We start from the raw sequence: 15800 nt of genomic DNA, 5'->3' as shown, positions 1-15800 counted from the left end.
AAAAATTTTGCGAGGCGCATAGCTTGCCTATGTAACGAGTAAAATTTTTTCAGCAACACAGTATTGGCAACATAACTAACTTCAATCAATATCAGTACTTTCGCTGAATTAACCCGTTAGCGAAGCAGCTGTAGCAAGGCATAAATTTTTGAAGAACCGCAGTGTACAAGTAGTACATGAGGATTCTGATAAAATTTATAACGCAGCTACAGCAATGCAGCTAGGGTTAAACAGCCGAAAGCTCATCCATGGGCCAGCGGGGATGCACAACTATCTCCTCCCCATCTCTCTGCCCTGCCATTAAGCGCTGACAACCGGCATAGGCAATCATCGCTCCATTATCGGTACAAAACTCTGGACGCGGATAAAACACTTCCCCATCCAGTTTCTTTAATTCTTGCTGTAAACGCTCACGTAAATAGCGATTGGCACTCACACCACCGGCGATGACTAGACGCTTACGACCGGTTTCTTTTAATGCACGGCGGCATTTAATCACTAGGGTATCCACTGCGGCTTGCTCAAACGCCAGCGCAATATCCGCTTTATCTTGCTCGGTTAAACCACTTTCTTCGCGGCATTGAGTAATAGTATTACGCGCAAAGGTTTTCAAACCACTGAATGAAAAGTCCAAACCGGGCCGATCCGTCATTGGACGCGGGAATTTAAAGCGCCCTTCCGTGCCTTTTTCTGCTAATTTCGAAATATGCGGGCCACCAGGATACGGCAAGTCCATCATTTTGGCGGTTTTATCAAAGGCTTCACCAGCGGCATCATCGATGCTTTCACCTAATACTTCGTATTGACCAATACCCTGTACATCCACCAATTGTGTGTGCCCGCCACTGACCAGCAACGCCACAAATGGAAACTCGGGGGCCGGGTCTTCTAATAACGGTGCTAATAAATGACCTTCCATATGGTGTACCGCAAGTGCCGGAATATCCCAGCTCCAGGCCAACGAGCGAGCCAAGCAAGCGCCCACTAACAGCGCTCCAGCCAAGCCAGGGCCTGACGTATAAGCAATACCGTCTAAATCGTCAGAAGTGGTATTGGCTTCCGCCATAACTTGTTTGATTAAAGGAATAGCCTTACGAATATGATCACGACTGGCCAATTCTGGCACGACACCGCCATAAATAGCGTGCATTTCAATCTGACTGTACAACGCGTGGGACAATAATCCCTGCTCACTGTCGTAAATCGCGATGCCTGTTTCATCACAACTGCTTTCTATGGCTAAAACCCGCATGACCACCTCAATAAAAATTGCTGGCACATTCTACTGAGAGCGGGCCCAATTAGCCAGAGCCCAGTAAACATGGGGCTTAAAAGCAGGCTTGAGCCGTATGTTCTATACTGGATTGGGCTTTGCATTTGATGCTCAAAGCGAGTAGAATGCTGCGCCTCTGTAGGGACTGGCTGGATAAAAACCAGTCAGACGAGAAACAAATTCTTAACAGCAGACGAATTTGTCTTCTGTTTAGTCAACCGAGACATATAAGTAGGTAGATTGAATGCCACAAGTTAAAGTTAAAGAAAACGAGCCATTTGACGTAGCACTACGTCGTTTCAAGCGTTCTTGCGAAAAAGCAGGCGTATTGTCTGAAGTACGTCGTCGCGAACAGTTTGAAAAGCCAACTGCTGAGCGTAAGCGTAAAAAAGCAGCTGCAGTTAAGCGTCACCAGAAGAAAGTAATGCGTGAACAGCGCAAGATGACTCGCCTTTACTAATAAAACGTTTATAGAGACATCCCATGAGCAACGGATTGGTTGAAGAATTAAAAGCAGCGGTTAAAGATGCAATGCGTGCGAAAGATAAACCTCGCCTGCAGACCCTGCGTACCATCCAAGCTGAGCTCAAGCGTGTTGAAGTTGACGAACGCATCGAACTGGATGATGCGCGCGTACTTGTCATTCTCGATAAAATGACAAAGCAACGTCGTGACTCTATCAAGCAGTATGAAGAAGCAGGCCGCGACGAGCTTGCTGAAGTAGAGCAGTATGAAATCAGTGTCATCCAGGACTTCTTGCCAGAAGCCCTAACTGAGCAAGAGCTAGCGGCCATTGTGGATAAAGCAGTGGCCGATAGCGATGCTGCCGGTATGCAGGATATGGGCAAGGTCATGGCATTGGTTAAACCACAAGTGCAAGGTCGTGCCGATATGGGCATTGTTAGCAAACTTGTGAAAGAAAAACTGGCTTAATTCGTTCTTTTATCCAGACCGCCAGATCCTAGATTCCCAAGTCAGTGCAAAACTGGCAATCTATAGCCCTTAAAATTTCTTTTAGGTTCTTTATTTGTGGCAGGCTTGATACCTCAAAGCTTCATTGATGATCTATTGCATCGCGTGAATATCGTGGATGTCGTAGATAGCCGCATAAAACTTAAGAAAGCAGGCAAAAATCACAGCGCTTGCTGCCCCTTCCATAACGAAAAAACCCCTAGTTTTACCGTCAGCTCAGATAAACAGTTTTATTATTGTTTCGGCTGCGGCGCCAAAGGCAATGCCGTGGGCTTTGTTATGGAATACGATAATGTGGATTTCCCGCAAGCGGTAGAAATGCTCGCCGACAGCGTGGGCATGGAAGTACCGCGAGAAGAAGTATCACCACAGCAAGCAAAGAAACAAGAAGAGCGCACCAATTTATACGAACTCATGGGCAGCGCTAACGAATTTTACCAACGCCAATTGCGCTATCACGATGCCAAACAAGCAGCCGTTGATTATCTCAAAAACCGCGGATTATCCGGTAAGGCCGCTAAATTCTTTAATATTGGCTTTGCCCCGCCAGGCTGGCAGAATCTGCAAGACTCATTAGCCAACGATGACGAAAGCTTAGCCGCCATGGTGACCGCTGGTTTGACGATTAAGAATGATCAAGGTCGCCATTATGATCGCTTTCGCAACCGTATTATTTTTCCTATTCGCGACGTGCGTGGCCGCACCATTGGCTTTGGCGCGCGTACCCTTGGGGACGATAAACCTAAATATTTAAACAGCCCAGAAACGCCTATCTTCAACAAAGGCCAAGAGCTATACGGACTTTATGAATGTCGCCAAATTCGCCAACCACTAAAACGCTTTTTGATTGTTGAAGGCTATATGGATGTGGTGGCCTTGCACGAGTTTGGTATTCACTATGCGGTGGCCACACTAGGCACGGCCACCAGTGATACACACCTGCAAAAACTATTTAAGATCGCCCCAGAAATTGTATTTTGTTTTGATGGGGACGAAGCTGGTCGTCGTGCCGCCAAACGCGGTTTAGAGCTGGTTTTGCCCATCATCGAAGACGGCCAACAAATTCGCTTTATGTTCTTACCCGAAGGGGAAGACCCAGATTCATTAGTGCGTAAAGAAGGCAAAGACGGCTTTGAATTGCGCATGCAAGACGCCGATGGCTTGAGCGAATTTTTACTGCAAACTCTAAAAGATGACATTGATGATCCTGCCAGTCTTGAAGGCCGCGCACGCTTAGCAAAATTGGCAGCACCACTGATTAAAAACATTCCCGGCATCGCCTTGCGCAGCCTGTTTTGGCAAGATTTGAAAGAACATACCCACATAGATGTGGACGAACTCAAGCAGTTGGCAGAAAGCGAAGCCAAACCAGAATTAGCGCCTGCCCCCAACCCCATGGTGCAGTCATCGGCCGCAAGCCATCATCACGAGCACTACGAATCCTCGTACTCAAGCTATGACGAAGAAATGGGCGAGAGCCGCGAGCAACCGATACAAAGCACCACATCAGGCAGCCAAGAACCGCGCTTAATTCGTCAAGCCATCGCGATTCTATTGCACGCTCCGCAAGCATTAGAAACGTTTGGCGATACTGGCTTTTTGCAAGAGTTCCAAGGCCCCAATACACAGCTATTGCAGCAAATGATCACGGCCTTGCGACAAAGCCCAAGACAAGATCTATTGGGTGTATTGAGCTTGCTCAATAAAGAAGTAGACGCCGAGGCCTACCGACAATTCAAAGAACTGGCGGAATACCACAACAAACAAGAGGGTCACTTGAGTCAGCAGCAAGTGGCCATGGACTGTTTAGTCCAACTACGATTAAAAGCCGCGAAAAACATAAAGGCACGCATGATCAAAAAAGCAGCTCAATTTGGCGGGATGCGGCAACTCCCCGAGCAAGACATGCAACTTTATCAATGGGCCGCTGCCATAGTGGAATTAGACTTATTGCAAGCTAAGCTCACTAAAGCAGGTGGTAAATTTGAGACACTGACTCCGCAAGAGCAGGAAAAGTACCGGCAACTGACCGGACAATCATAGCCAATAAGTGAAAATCCACCGTGAATATCACTTGAATCGCAAATTAAAGCCCCCATTTAAGGCAAACTAACCAATCTGCGCTGGATAAGAACTGAGCAAATGACTATAATTGCGGGTTCGATTCGCGCTAAGTACAGGATAATACAGGGTATTTATGGCCGTTACACAACAGTCCCGACTGAAGGAACTCATTGCCAAAGGTAAAGAGCAAGGTTATCTAACGTATGCCCAGGTAAACGACCACCTTCCTGATGATATTGCTACTCCCGAGCAAGTAGAAGACATCATTCGCATGATCAATGATATCGGCATCACCGTGTCTGAAGTGGCACCGGATGCAGATGAATTGAACATGGGCGAAGTCACCACAGACGAAGCCGCTATTGAAGAAGCTGCTGCCGCCCTCGCCGCAGTAGAAACCGACGTAGGTCGCACAACCGACCCAGTGCGTATGTACATGCGTGAAATGGGTACAGTAGAGCTACTGACCCGTGAAGGTGAAATTGTCATCGCTAAGCGAATCGAAGAAGGTATTCGTGAAGTAATGGCCGCCCTTTCTTACTTCCCTGGCGCTGTTCGTACCGTATTAGACGCGGTAGAAGAATCCATGGCGGATGAAGAGATCAACCGTCTAGGTGATGTCTTCAACGGTTTCATCGACGCAAGCGACGATGATCCAGAACCGGCTACGCCCGTTTCTGCGGAAGCCGCAGCAGATAAAGATAGCGACGACGATGACGACGATTCCAGCGACGCCCCTTCTGGTCCTGACCCAGAAGAAGTAAAACGTCGTATGGCGGAAATCGAAAAGCAGCTTGATAAAACCGAAAAAGCCATCGAAAAACACGGCCGTGGTAGCAAGCAAGCTGATAAAGAAGGTGAAAAATTGGCCGAGCTATTTGCGCCAATCAAACTATCGCCAAAATACTTTGATGACCTAGTGGGCACTGCCCGTGACAACCTAGACTTCATTCGCGTGCAAGAGCGTCAGATCATGGTGATCTGTACTCGCAAAGCCAAGATGAAGCGTCAGGAGTTCATCAAGTCTTTCCAAGGTAACGAAGGCAACGACAGCTGGATTGATGATCTAATTAACGCTGGTAAAGACTACAGCCAAATCATCGAAAACCACGGCTACGACCTAAAGCGTGCCCAGAAGAAAATTCGTCAAGTAAAAGACCGCGTAGGTCTAGAAATCTCTGACATCAAAGAAATTAACCGCCGCGTGAGCATTGGTGAAGCCCGTGCCCGCCGTGCGAAAAAAGAAATGGTAGAAGCCAACCTACGTCTGGTTATCTCCATTGCCAAAAAATACACCAACCGTGGCCTACAGTTCTTGGATCTAATCCAAGAAGGTAACATCGGTTTGATGAAAGCCGTAGACAAGTTCGAATACCGTCGTGGTTACAAGTTCTCCACTTATGCCACATGGTGGATTCGTCAGGCTATTACGCGTTCCATCGCAGACCAAGCGCGTACTATCCGTATTCCGGTTCACATGATTGAGACCATCAATAAACTGAACCGTGTAAGCCGTCAGATGCTTCAGGAAATGGGCCGTGAAGCCACTCCAGAAGAACTGGCTGAGCGCATGGATATGCCTGAAGACAAGATCCGCAAGGTATTGAAGATCGCCAAAGAGCCTATCTCTATGGAAACCCCAATCGGTGATGATGAAGATAGCCACTTAGGTGACTTCATTGAAGACGTGAACGGTCACAGCCCGATTGATACGGCCACAGAAACCGGTCTAACCGACGCCACACGCTCTGTACTAAGCGGCCTAACCGCCCGTGAAAGCAAAGTACTGCGTATGCGCTTTGGTATCGACATGAACACCGACCACACGCTGGAAGAAGTAGGTAAGCAATTTGACGTAACCCGTGAGCGTATCCGTCAGATTGAAGCCAAGGCACTGCGTAAACTACGCCACCCAAGCCGCAGCGACCACCTACGTTCGTTCCTAGATGAGTAAAATCATCTAAAAATCATATACTTAAGACTATGAAAAAAGAGCCAAGGACTTTATAATCCGAGGCTCTTTTTTTATGCCCGCCCGAAAAAGGCAAAAAGCGCATAAGAAAAACCGAATTGTTTATCTCTTGAACAGTTCACTCTGCAGACTTAACGCAGATTTCTGAATTCGGCTAACGCCGGATTTTAGCGATTCTGGAAGCATCCATACTTAGGATGCAAGGTTTAACGCAGAGATTTATTGCTAGAACAAGGCGAACCGCAGGAAGTGTACGTACTGTACACGACGAGGATTCAACGAAGTAATAGCAATAAAGATCAAGTTAAAGGGCCCATAGCTCAGTTGGTTAGAGCGCTCGACTCATAATCGATCGGTCGCAGGTTCAAGTCCTGCTGGGCCCACCATCTCGCTTCGCTCATGATGAACCTCATTGGACTATTCTCCGGCCAAACATTACAAATGTTTATCGAAAAATAAGACCCGAAGCTTCGCTTCGAAAAACGTCTTATTTGTTCCCTGCTGGGCCCACCATCTCGCTTCGCTCATGATGAACCTCATTGGACTATTCTCCAGCTTAAAATCAAAGATTTTAATCATTACACCGCGCAAAGCAGGCTTTGCTAAAAACAGAAGAGTGCAATAAGCGCTCCTTTATTTGCAATAACCTAAAGACGAACCAAGATGAGCATCTTGGTTCTAGTGCTTGACTTAAGTCGTTTACTACTACAGTTTCAAGAACGGTAAGGAGGCTCTGAACATTAGCGTTTTACCCAGTCACCCGTTAAAACGTGATCACTTACGAATACTTCTAATGACTCAGGTGCTGAGTTTTCTGTGCTATTAAAAGCCACTCCAAACTCAACCTTTTTATCACAGCTGTCTTTTAGTTTTTTAATTACCAAAGCGTCTGCGTCGATGCTTAGCCGCCCTTTCAATTCACAACCATTAATATTTGTGGAAAACTTTCCACTATCAGCAACGACTATTGTTGCTACGCCATAGTCGTTCAAAAGTTGATACTCTCCGGCCAATTCTTCAAGGCTGGTACCTGCCATCGGGACCGTTTTATTTAGAGTTATGGTTTGGCCCTCTAACGTACACTCAAAACGATCGGCAACATCAATGCATTCTGACACACCCGCGAAATCAAGCTGCTCCATGTCATGGGTGATTGTGGCATTCACACTGCTTGATTGCTCAAGCGCATCAGTGACAACCAACACTGCACCGAATTTGTTGATGCTTAAACGTGCCAGCATAGCTTGGTTATTGACCATATAAGCGGTCTGGTAGGTTCCTTGGTGCTCAAGTAAGTAGTCGTTACAGCCTGCCAGTATGGCCACGCTGATGACGATAAATAGTATTCTGCGCATAGTGTTGACCCTATTGAGTTAATCCATGGAGTTTAATGGCGGTCAGTGCCGTTTTCGCGCGGCTGGCCTGAACGTTCGCCTCAATAGTACTAATGGTGATATAGCCTTGATCTACCAACACACCTTCACTGTTTTCATTATTATCATCAATTAATTCTGCATCGCGCACGAAACTCACACCGGGCTTGTCTTTGTATAGGTATTTGGCAATGCCTGTGGCCTCTTCATAGTTATTGGCATGGCCGTCTTTTAACAAGCTAAGAGCAACAAAGTGGATAGCGATACGACTTTTCGATAGATCAGTAAAAAATTTCAAACCAATGTCACTTGCATTCCATCCAACATTGGCAAACTTAAAGCCCAGGTTATTTGCCATATCCTCAGGAGTATTAACGTTTAAACCGGTAAACTTTGGTAATAGCGGCTCACTTTCACCACGGTTGGCTTCTAACTCTGCAATTAATTGATTTACTGCAGAGGCGACTAATACGGCCTTTTCGGCATCACCATCGTCGGCGCTAATAGCAATAGCTGGTATGCCTCGAGCAATAGCGATATTAGCTGCACCTAACGTACCTGAATTATTGGTAATGTAGCCTAGGTTATTGCCCTCGTTAGGACCAGAGATAACCAAATCAGGTGCTTGCCCCCAAGTTTCCTCAGCAAGTACATCAATGCCGTAGAGTACAGCCATTACAGGCGTACCAGCTACAAAATCATCATAAGGGACCGACTCATCGGTATCGCCAACACAAACCTGACCTTGATCAACTATACTACGATCAACATTCACCTCTTTTATTACGTTCATTGCGCCACCTTTGCCACTTTGACCTAAACAGGGCGTGGCCATAAGTACATCGTGTCCCGCGGCTTTAAGCTCAGTAAACAAGATCTGTATATTGTCAGTCGCCCAACTATCATCGTTGGTTAAAATAATATTCAAGGCGCTAGCAGGCAGCGAAAAGCCAGTCGCTATAATTGCACTAGCAATAATTCTGCTTAATTTCATAATCAGTTCCTTATGTGGGTTTAGCGTTATGGGGAGTTTTTTTCGGTACAATGGATTCCTCCATTTCCTACCGAACCAGCATGAGAGAATGAGTAGACTATCCGCAGCTTGCTGTTATTGAATATCAGACTAATAGCTTAGTTTCACAGTTTTCTGGAAATCTCGTATGAATAAATCGTCTTTATATGCGGGTTCGTGCACTTGAGTACTGATTTATACAGAAATTATTCGAAGGTGATTATATCTAGGGAGGGGGGCAAATTTCTCTCGATTTGAGAGGAGCCCTGTTCAGTATTCAACAAGCATTACTTTTATAAAGATAATGTGCACGAATAAAAACTTCTACGATTCACTAGATGAGGATGCCGCAGATACAATTGTTTGATAAAAAATGCTGACTTTCAGATAGACATATAGCGTTTTAGCAACACTTCGCAGATAAGCATAATTGCAAGCTAAACCAACACCTTCCGATATGCATTCCACGCTGGAATACAAGACATCAACAAACTGGCAAGCAGTATGACAATCAGAACGATGCCTGTGCTGAGACTTAAGAAGTTAAAGCTTAACGTCATTCCCAAATACTGAATCAAATATTGATTGGCAATTGGAATACTGATCAGTATGGCGGCCAAAGCTAATACGATACCAACAAACGTGATGATAAAACCTTCTGTGAGAATAAAGGCAAAGACAAAGCGTGGGTGGGCGCCCATAGTGCGGAAAATCTTAAGCTCTTGTTTACGCGCATCCATACTCGCCAGCAAGGTTGCACTCATACCAATAAGTGATGCGATCAAAACCAATACCGCAATGCTGCGTAAAGTGTTTTCCATAATGTTCATGCTTTGCCAAAGCTGGGTCAGCGCGACACCTGGCAAGGTAGCGGTCAACGCTTCGCCTTTATAATTATTGATGTAATGTTGTAGCTGGAATGTCATCATTTTGTTGTTGAGGCCCAGCATAAACGCCGTAATATTCTCAGGAGTTTTATGTGATCCATGATCATGGTCGTCATGAGATTCATGATCGTGCCCGTGATGATCATGCTCTTCTTTTTTGGGTGTTTTAATCTGTTGCTTGGTTTGTTTGCTAGTTAAATAACCTGCACTAAAACTTGCCTTTGACTGAATGCTGCTTTCGCCGCTAGCGGCGCTTTTCTTGTTGCTTGCCGGCTCATGAATATCCTCAATTACCGCAAGAGGAACCAATACCAGTTTATCTACGGGTGTACCTGTCGGTTCCAAAATAGCTTGTATCTTTATGGGATGATCATCATGGTGATGAAAACTCGCTTCTGATAGCCCATGGCTTAAGGTGATTTCATGTCCTACTTGATAATCTAATTTTTGTGCCACATAGGCGCCGATGACAGCACCATGGAAATCTAAGTGGTTTGCTTGGTTTTCGGCTTGATGATCTTCCACGTGATCATGTTCATGGTCGTGATCGTGGTGTTCATGGCTATTCTGACCTTGCTGCTGGAAGGCCAGATTTTGTTTGCGTCCATAACGGTAATGTTTGAAATAATCTTCCGTCGTACCAATCACACGAAAACCGCGGTGACTATCCCCTAATGAAATGGGAATGGTCCAATCCATTTGTGGATGCTTTGATAGTGCTTCATAAGTATCCCAAGAAATGTTCACACTGGGATAACCAATCTGAAAAATCGAATATAAAAGCAGGTTAGTTCCGCTACCTCTAGGCCCAACCAAAAGATCAACGCCGGAAACCGTATTCTTGAAGTTCTCTTGGCTTTGTCCTCGCAAGTGTTCAATGGCAATCAGCAAATACACACTCATAAAGATGGACACGATAGTCATACCAATGGCCACAGGACGATGCAGCAAACTTTGCCATACAGTAGAGAAAAACAAACGCATCATGAGTTAATCTCCTCTAGCTGTACCACATTGTCAAAATAGCGTTCGACTCGCTGATCGTGACTCACCATTAATAAACTGGCTTGTGTTTGTTTACTTAGTTTCATGAGTAAGTTCATAAAGTCATGGGTATTATTGTCATCAAGTGCAGAAGTTGGTTCATCCACCAGCAATATTTGTGGCTTGTTTATCAACGCTCGGATAATAGCGATACGTTGCTGCTGACCTACACTTAGCTCACTGACTTTTTTATCCGCCACAGTTAAAGGCAAGTTCGTTGAGTTTAAGTATTGGCTAAGCTCTTGCTCATCCAACTTGAGTCCAGCGAAACGCTGAGCCAGGGCGATATTGTGCTTAACAGTTAAATACGGAATAAGATTAAACGTCTGCTGTACCATGCCGACATGCTGTGCACGGAAGCGATCTTTTTGGCTGGCACTCATGTCATTCAGGCAACAACCTAATACTTGAACTTCGCCTTGCTGGGGATCAAACAGACCTGCGATTAAATTTAGAAAACTAGACTTACCAATACCTGATGGGCCCTTTAATAAAACCTGTTCACCGGCGGCCAATTGCCAATGAGCAACCTTGAGTAAAGGTGTGGCTGCTTCGTATTGAAAGCATAGATTTTGTATTTCAATGCTGTTGCTAACGTCTGCTGTTTGCAATGAGTCAACCTCTTTGACAGTTTTGCTTTTGCCGCGTTTAATACAGGCTTCTACGTTGTATTGAGCTGAGCGATCTTATGTTGCGATTTTTGTTATTGATCACTATGGGCATGACCACATTATTGCTGTCTCAAGCCAGCCTGTCTAATGATGCGAACAGCCAATATACCACCATTGATTGGACCGACCTGATTCCCGAGCACGATTTAGAGGCTCTTAAGAATCCACCCGCCTATCTTGATGAAATCGAAGACGGTAGCGAGGCCGATCAACTGTCCGGTCAATTGAGCAGTGATCAGTTCGCTGATAAAGACGACCCCTATCAAAGAGCCTTAGCGTCCACCGATATTAAAGCTGAATACAATAACCAATTAGTCCGCGTTTCTGGCTTCATCGTTCCACTTGAATTTGACGATGAACAAGTGGTGACTCGCTTTTTCTTTGTGCCCTTCTTCGGCGCTTGTATTCATGTACCTCCACCGCCGCCCAATCAGATTATTTATTCGAAATTCGATAAAGGTATTCAGCTCAAAGTACTCTACGATCCATTTTGGATTGAAGGCAAGCTTGTCACTGAACTCATTGAAAATTCGGTAGCTAAATCGGCCTACACCATGGAAGTCCATAACATAGAGCCTTACACAGAGCCGCCATCGCAAAGCAACTAATTAACATGATTTCAGAATAGCGAACGCTGGGAACTTCTCTTTGCCGACAAAAGATATAATATATCATATCTTTTAGTCAATCCGACAGGAGGCAAAGTTATGATACCTGCACCCTCTTCGACGTCAGAACCCGTGATCGCGGCTCCGCCTGGCGCAGCCATTGGGACTGAGCCAGATGTATTTACCGAGATTTACCAAGAGCATACAAATATTGCCATCCTGCAACGAGATCTTTCCGCTGAGATAGCAACCGCTGCAACCAACCTCTTGTCATCCAAGGCATCTTCCAGTAATGCGCTCATAGCAACGCCTGACAATGCCATCGATGTACTCAGTGATGAGTTTGGTATTAGCGATACGGCTCTCGCTTTATTTCAAGACGTTGCAGATCTTGTGGATATGTTTTGCTGCTTACTTGGGACAGAGCAAGCGGGGATTCGCTTAACCAAGATAGATCGTGCTATGTGTCCTCGCTTTCATGTAGATAAGGTGCCCTGTCGATTAGTTACCACGTATTTTGGCCCCGGAAGCGAATGGGTCGAACATAAAAACGTGAACAGAGAAAAACTGGGGGCCGGTAATGGAGGATTACCTGACGAGGAATCCGGCTTACTTACCGATCTTAATCACATACAGAAATTAAACGGCGGAGATGCTGCTCTCTTAAAAGGTGAGCGCTGGATAGGTAACGAAGGCTCTGGTCTAGTACATCGATCTCCTAAAGTACCACAACATACACAACGTCTTTTGCTCACTCTGGATATGGTTCAGTGATTACGGTTGAATAAGGAAATGTTAATGATGTCAGCTAAATATCTCGGCGATAAAATTGCCATTAGTCTTTCCCTTCTCTGTCTTATTCACTGCATTGCCATGCCTATATTCGTTGTTTTTGTTCCGGCTAGCCTTGCCGTGATTCTAGGCAACGAATCTGTTCATATGTGGATGCTCATAGCAGTGATTCCTTTCAGTGCCATTGCGCTGTATAGCGGGTGTAAAAAACATAAACGTTTCAATGTGACCGCTATCGGTATAATCGGTTTAACACTTATGGTTTTGGCCGTGGCTGCCGTTGAACCACTTTTCGGTCATGAATGGGAAGTAGTAGTGACGGTCATAGGTGCGATAGCAATAGCAGCTGCTCACTTTAAAAACTATCGACTTTGCCAAGGTGGGTAAGTGCTGAAAGAGGTAAACAATTATGAGTTTGTCTTACTCGCGTTATCGCACTTCGCACAAATACAATCCAGTTCAAGCTGGGAATTCATTAAGCGAAAACCTGCTTGATCTACATGCTTACCCAAGTTCTTAATGATACTGTCGGGCACGCCAATTTCTTTTACTGTTCGACAGTTTCGACAAATTAGAAATTGCGGAATCTCATGCTGATGGTCACAGGCAATATGGCTGCAAGCAATGTATTTGTTTTCTGAATTAAGCTTATGCACCAGCTCTTCCGATGCCAAGAAGTCAAGAATGCGATAAGCCGACATAGGCGGCATACTTTCATCTGTTTCTTGCTTGTAGTGCTCTGCTACTTGGTAGGCGGATAACGGCGTAGGAGACATTAACAGCACTTGCAAAATCGCCTGGCGCTTAGGCGTCAGGCGAGCACCGTTCAACTGACACTTCTCTTGTGCTTTATTCAAGATGTTAGAAACACGGCTATTTGTCATGTTACTGTTTTCCATCGCTAGACTTCATGATGCTTGGTGATTCAGCCTATATCATACACTGCATGCTAGCGCTTCGCGATTATTCTGACCATTGTGGAAATAGTCAACCGGCATGATTAGCTCATCTATTCATCTAGCGCGACTAGTCACTGTCAAAAAACAATAAAAACTCAGATTGCTTCATGTTCGGCGGGCGTAATAAGTACTTTCCCTTTAGACATGTTGGCCGCATAGGATGCGATGCGATGTGCTGCATATTTGAGTGGAGGTTCAGATTGAATACGAATATCCAAATCTTGCTGCATCAACCATTGAGCACGCTGACTTAATTTGATTAGCTTCTCCGGTGCTGTTTTTTTCAAATAGTGAGCCAGCCAAAAACCTCGGATTATGTGATCCTGAAAGATTAAATGACCAATGTTTAGCGAGGGGCCTTTACCGGATAAACCACCATATATAACGGCTTCGGACGCCTCTGGCATGCAGGAAAGAATTTGGCCAGTGCTTTCTCCAGCAACTGCATCCAGTAGCAGGCTTGCATTCAATTGCTGACACATTTCAGAGAGTAAAGTGGTAAAGTCTTGTGAGGATGAATTCAAAACGAATTCAATCCCACTCTTGCTCATGTCTTTTGCTTGGCGTCTTTGACGTACAATATTAATTACTCGAATACCCGTCTCTTGAGCGAGAAGCCGGATCATTCGAGATAGGGCACTGCTGGCAGCATTAAGTATCAGCGTCTTATGACCCTTCTGTTCTGCATGATCCATTAATGCCAGTGCTGTCATTGGGTTGACCATAAGCATAGCTGCATACTGGTCAGGCACATCGTCTTCAAGCGGGATGCATTGATGCGACTCAGCCAACATATATTCTGCCCAAGTACCATCACCGTCGCCCGCAATGCAGGCAACACGCTTGCCTAGCAAAGATGCGGCGGATGAGTGGTCTCCTGTTGCTACTACTTCGCCACAGCCTTCCATTCCAGGTACGACGGGCAAAGGTTTACTAAAGCCATAATTGCCTGTGACAAACGCAAGATCAGATGGATTGACGGCAGCTTTACGGATGCGAATCAATACTTGGTTTTTGCTTGGCTTGGGGGTGGTCTTATCAATATAGTTAAACGACAGTGCGTCTTTATACGAATCGATTTGAAGCGCCTTCATGGTACTGGGTAATGGATTCATACTTGAATCAACGCCTTTTTAGAGTGGTTTTGTTTTTCAGACTTTTAGCCAGTAGCGCCATATCTAAAGCAGACTTTTCCATACCGCTTTCAAACTGAGCTATAAACTCTACGTCTTTCACCTCCTGCGTGGTAACCAGAAAACGATCATGCATTACCGCGAGATAAATGGTTTCCGCAACTTGGGCTGCCGTATTCTTTGAATAATACATCAAGTTATCAAAAACGCCTTTCATAGCTGGGTCTAATACCTCTGCATTGTCAAAAATTCCCGTTGGAAATAAATTAGGGCACGCGACGGTGACACCTACTTTATAACTACGAAGTTCTATGCGTAAATTTTGAGAAAGATTCACAATGCCTGCTTTGGAAATGGAATAAAATGCTGAACCTGGCATCGGTAAAATACCCGACAATGAAGCTATATTTACTATGCGACCGCTGCGCTGTTTTTGAAACATTGGTACAAATTTTTGACAGCATCTAATTGTCCCAATCAAATTAGTATCGAGTACCTTTGACCAATTAGATTCAGGAATATCAGCAAAACGCCCACCAGCATAAATACCGGCGTTATTAATGAGTACATCCACACCTTGCCACAATTCCATGGCGGTATCATACATACGAGTTACTTGTTCAGGCTGAGTTATGTCACATTGTACCCAGTGCGCCATACCACCAGCTAAATCAACGAGCTCAGCTGTTTCGGCTAATCCTTCGGTATCAATATCAGACAAGAGAATGCGCCAGCCCCTATGGGCAAAGGACAATGCTAACGCTCGGCCAAACCCTTTGGCGGCACCTGTGATGAGCACCCGATTTCCTTTGGGAGTCAATTTCATGAAAGTCTCTCTGTTAACAACATTAGTTAAAGCGCATCGATAGTCTTTACTTTGATCTGGTCTCAATCCACTAGACTTAAAAACAGACGAATAAACCCACCCAAGTCATGTGTTTATAAGTTACCGTTTAGCGAAATTCAGAAGTACGGCAGGATGAGCATCCATAAAGATAAGACTGTATTCAAGGAAATCATCCGCAAACAAGATTAAAATA

At 45.1% G+C, this 15800-nt stretch carries 15 protein-coding genes and 1 tRNA gene; 8 read left to right on the top strand and 8 right to left on the bottom strand.

The features are described 5' to 3' along the window. Positions 1 to 226 precede the first annotated feature (226 nt). The gene (gene tsaD, locus HF888_RS02220; protein WP_007018680.1) at positions 227 to 1252 is read right to left on the bottom strand and encodes a tRNA (adenosine(37)-N6)-threonylcarbamoyltransferase complex transferase subunit TsaD; all 1026 of its coding nucleotides are present in this window, start codon (positions 1250 to 1252) and stop codon (positions 227 to 229) included. Between the two features lie 265 nt (positions 1253 to 1517). On the opposite strand from tsaD, the gene rpsU reads away from it, so the two are divergent. The 5 genes from rpsU (at position 1518) to HF888_RS02195 (ending at position 6667) form a co-directional block, all read left to right on the top strand. Then, positions 1518 to 1733: a 30S ribosomal protein S21 gene (rpsU, locus tag HF888_RS02215; protein ID WP_007018679.1), complete on the top strand. Its 216-nt coding sequence runs from the start codon at positions 1518 to 1520 to the stop codon at positions 1731 to 1733. Positions 1734 to 1756: 23 nt separating this feature from the next. Then, the gene (locus HF888_RS02210) at positions 1757 to 2206 is read left to right on the top strand and encodes a GatB/YqeY domain-containing protein (protein WP_007018678.1); all 450 of its coding nucleotides are present in this window, start codon (positions 1757 to 1759) and stop codon (positions 2204 to 2206) included. 96 nt (positions 2207 to 2302) lie between these two features. Further along, entirely contained in the window at positions 2303 to 4288 is a 1986-nt protein-coding gene (gene dnaG, locus HF888_RS02205; RefSeq protein ID WP_007018677.1) for a DNA primase, read from the top strand. Positions 4289 to 4442: 154 nt separating this feature from the next. Beyond that, the gene (rpoD, locus tag HF888_RS02200) at positions 4443 to 6263 is read left to right on the top strand and encodes an RNA polymerase sigma factor RpoD (protein WP_007018676.1); all 1821 of its coding nucleotides are present in this window, start codon (positions 4443 to 4445) and stop codon (positions 6261 to 6263) included. Between the two features lie 327 nt (positions 6264 to 6590). Then, positions 6591 to 6667, top strand: a tRNA-Ile gene (locus HF888_RS02195). Between the two features lie 354 nt (positions 6668 to 7021). Here HF888_RS02195 and HF888_RS02190 read toward each other — a convergent pair. From HF888_RS02190 to HF888_RS02175, 4 genes are all read right to left on the bottom strand, one after another. Then, positions 7022 to 7636 carry a hypothetical protein gene (locus tag HF888_RS02190; protein ID WP_007018674.1) on the bottom strand — a complete coding sequence of 205 codons (615 nt, stop codon included), beginning with the start codon at positions 7634 to 7636 and terminating at the stop codon, positions 7022 to 7024. 10 nt (positions 7637 to 7646) lie between these two features. Continuing rightward, positions 7647 to 8648: a 5'/3'-nucleotidase SurE gene (locus HF888_RS02185; RefSeq protein WP_007018673.1), complete on the bottom strand. Its 1002-nt coding sequence runs from the start codon at positions 8646 to 8648 to the stop codon at positions 7647 to 7649. A 455-nt stretch (positions 8649 to 9103) separates the two neighbouring features. After that, positions 9104 to 10540 carry an ABC transporter permease gene (locus HF888_RS02180; RefSeq protein ID WP_007018672.1) on the bottom strand — a complete coding sequence of 479 codons (1437 nt, stop codon included), beginning with the start codon at positions 10538 to 10540 and terminating at the stop codon, positions 9104 to 9106. Continuing rightward, positions 10537 to 11208, bottom strand: coding sequence for an ABC transporter ATP-binding protein (locus tag HF888_RS02175; RefSeq protein ID WP_007018671.1), 672 nt, complete (start codon positions 11206 to 11208; stop codon positions 10537 to 10539). The genes HF888_RS02180 and HF888_RS02175 overlap by 4 nt, the downstream gene beginning before the upstream one ends. A gap of 77 nt (positions 11209 to 11285) precedes the next feature. On the opposite strand from HF888_RS02175, the gene HF888_RS02170 reads away from it, so the two are divergent. The 3 genes from HF888_RS02170 to HF888_RS02160 all read left to right on the top strand — a co-directional run bounded on the left by HF888_RS02170 (position 11286) and on the right by HF888_RS02160 (position 13055). Next, positions 11286 to 11876 (top strand): DUF3299 domain-containing protein, encoded by a 591-nt coding sequence (locus tag HF888_RS02170; protein WP_007018670.1) that lies wholly within the window; start codon positions 11286 to 11288, stop codon positions 11874 to 11876. A 99-nt stretch (positions 11877 to 11975) separates the two neighbouring features. After that, the gene (locus HF888_RS02165) at positions 11976 to 12650 is read left to right on the top strand and encodes a DUF1826 domain-containing protein (protein WP_007018669.1); all 675 of its coding nucleotides are present in this window, start codon (positions 11976 to 11978) and stop codon (positions 12648 to 12650) included. Between the two features lie 24 nt (positions 12651 to 12674). After that, positions 12675 to 13055 (top strand): MerC domain-containing protein, encoded by a 381-nt coding sequence (locus HF888_RS02160; RefSeq protein WP_007018668.1) that lies wholly within the window; start codon positions 12675 to 12677, stop codon positions 13053 to 13055. A gap of 20 nt (positions 13056 to 13075) precedes the next feature. Here the strand turns inward: HF888_RS02160 and HF888_RS02155 are convergent, their stop codons facing one another. From HF888_RS02155 to HF888_RS02145, 3 genes are all read right to left on the bottom strand, one after another. Continuing rightward, positions 13076 to 13567, bottom strand: coding sequence for a Fur family transcriptional regulator (locus HF888_RS02155; protein ID WP_007018667.1), 492 nt, complete (start codon positions 13565 to 13567; stop codon positions 13076 to 13078). 155 nt (positions 13568 to 13722) lie between these two features. Further along, positions 13723 to 14742, bottom strand: a complete 1020-nt coding sequence (locus HF888_RS02150; protein ID WP_007018666.1) for an alcohol dehydrogenase catalytic domain-containing protein — start codon at positions 14740 to 14742, stop codon at positions 13723 to 13725. Positions 14743 to 14749: 7 nt separating this feature from the next. Beyond that, the gene (locus tag HF888_RS02145) at positions 14750 to 15652 is read right to left on the bottom strand and encodes an SDR family NAD(P)-dependent oxidoreductase (protein WP_168367031.1); all 903 of its coding nucleotides are present in this window, start codon (positions 15650 to 15652) and stop codon (positions 14750 to 14752) included. Positions 15653 to 15800 lie beyond the last annotated feature (148 nt).

The organism is Bermanella marisrubri, from assembly GCF_012295615.1.
In the GTDB taxonomy this organism is placed as follows: domain Bacteria; phylum Pseudomonadota; class Gammaproteobacteria; order Pseudomonadales; family Oceanobacteraceae; genus Bermanella; species Bermanella marisrubri.
The sequence above is the reverse complement of the archived record's forward strand: the minus strand, read 5'-3'. Positions and strand labels throughout refer to the sequence as shown.

Bases quoted from the DNA above. Each gene is read 5' to 3' on its own strand.
- HF888_RS02160 (WP_007018668.1), top strand. From the start codon at position 12,675: ATGATGTCAGCTAAATATCTCGGCGATAAAATTGCCATTAGTCTTTCC.
- HF888_RS02150 (WP_007018666.1), bottom strand. From the start codon at position 14,742: ATGAATCCATTACCCAGTACCATGAAGGCGCTTCAAATCGATTCGTAT.
- HF888_RS02190 (WP_007018674.1), bottom strand. From the start codon at position 7,636: ATGCGCAGAATACTATTTATCGTCATCAGCGTGGCCATACTGGCAGGC.
- HF888_RS02170 (WP_007018670.1), top strand. From the start codon at position 11,286: ATGTTGCGATTTTTGTTATTGATCACTATGGGCATGACCACATTATTG.
- rpsU (WP_007018679.1), top strand. From the start codon at position 1,518: ATGCCACAAGTTAAAGTTAAAGAAAACGAGCCATTTGACGTAGCACTA.
- tsaD (WP_007018680.1), bottom strand. From the start codon at position 1,252: ATGCGGGTTTTAGCCATAGAAAGCAGTTGTGATGAAACAGGCATCGCG.
- HF888_RS02185 (WP_007018673.1), bottom strand. From the start codon at position 8,648: ATGAAATTAAGCAGAATTATTGCTAGTGCAATTATAGCGACTGGCTTT.
- HF888_RS02210 (WP_007018678.1), top strand. From the start codon at position 1,757: ATGAGCAACGGATTGGTTGAAGAATTAAAAGCAGCGGTTAAAGATGCA.
- HF888_RS02155 (WP_007018667.1), bottom strand. From the start codon at position 13,567: ATGGAAAACAGTAACATGACAAATAGCCGTGTTTCTAACATCTTGAAT.
- HF888_RS02180 (WP_007018672.1), bottom strand. From the start codon at position 10,540: ATGATGCGTTTGTTTTTCTCTACTGTATGGCAAAGTTTGCTGCATCGT.
- rpoD (WP_007018676.1), top strand. From the start codon at position 4,443: ATGGCCGTTACACAACAGTCCCGACTGAAGGAACTCATTGCCAAAGGT.
- HF888_RS02165 (WP_007018669.1), top strand. From the start codon at position 11,976: ATGATACCTGCACCCTCTTCGACGTCAGAACCCGTGATCGCGGCTCCG.